This is a genomic window from Methanosaeta sp. UBA458, assembly GCF_002496085.1.
Lineage (GTDB): Archaea > Halobacteriota > Methanosarcinia > Methanotrichales > Methanotrichaceae > Methanothrix > Methanothrix soehngenii.
Genome location: NZ_DAIK01000126.1, coordinates 5,671 through 6,040, shown reverse-complemented (window position 1 = coordinate 6,040; position 370 = coordinate 5,671). Strand labels below are relative to the sequence as shown.

Annotated in this window: 1 protein-coding gene; it reads left to right on the top strand. The window is 46.8% G+C overall.

Features of this window, described 5'->3' with window-relative positions; all coding sequences use genetic code 11:
- Positions 1–62 precede the first annotated feature (62 nt).
- A partial coding sequence (locus BP822_RS09150) for a hypothetical protein (protein WP_286878173.1) occupies positions 63–370 on the top strand: 308 nt, incomplete at its 3' end.

Below are 370 nucleotides of genomic sequence, written 5' to 3'. Positions count from 1 at the left end.
TTGATATTATTGGCAGAAATGCTGCCGTTAATGAGCATAATCGAATAAAGGAGTGATTGAATATGAAGAATAAAATCGTCTATGTTTCGATATTTCTGTGTCTGGCGGGCCTGGCAGTGGCCGCAGAATATACCGACTGGCAGAACGGAGCCATTGATGGCTTCAAGAAGGGCTTTGAGATGGGTCAAGCATACCAGCTTGCCCTTGATGGAAAGAATATCGATGACTTCAATGCCAAGGTTGACGAATACAATGCCTGGGTGAGGGCCAACTTCGGAGAAGATCCAAATATGCTAATGCCGAAGATGACCGCTCCAGTAGATCTTAGCAAGCCGGTTCTCATCACCAATACCACCGCCAGCTCGAAGGG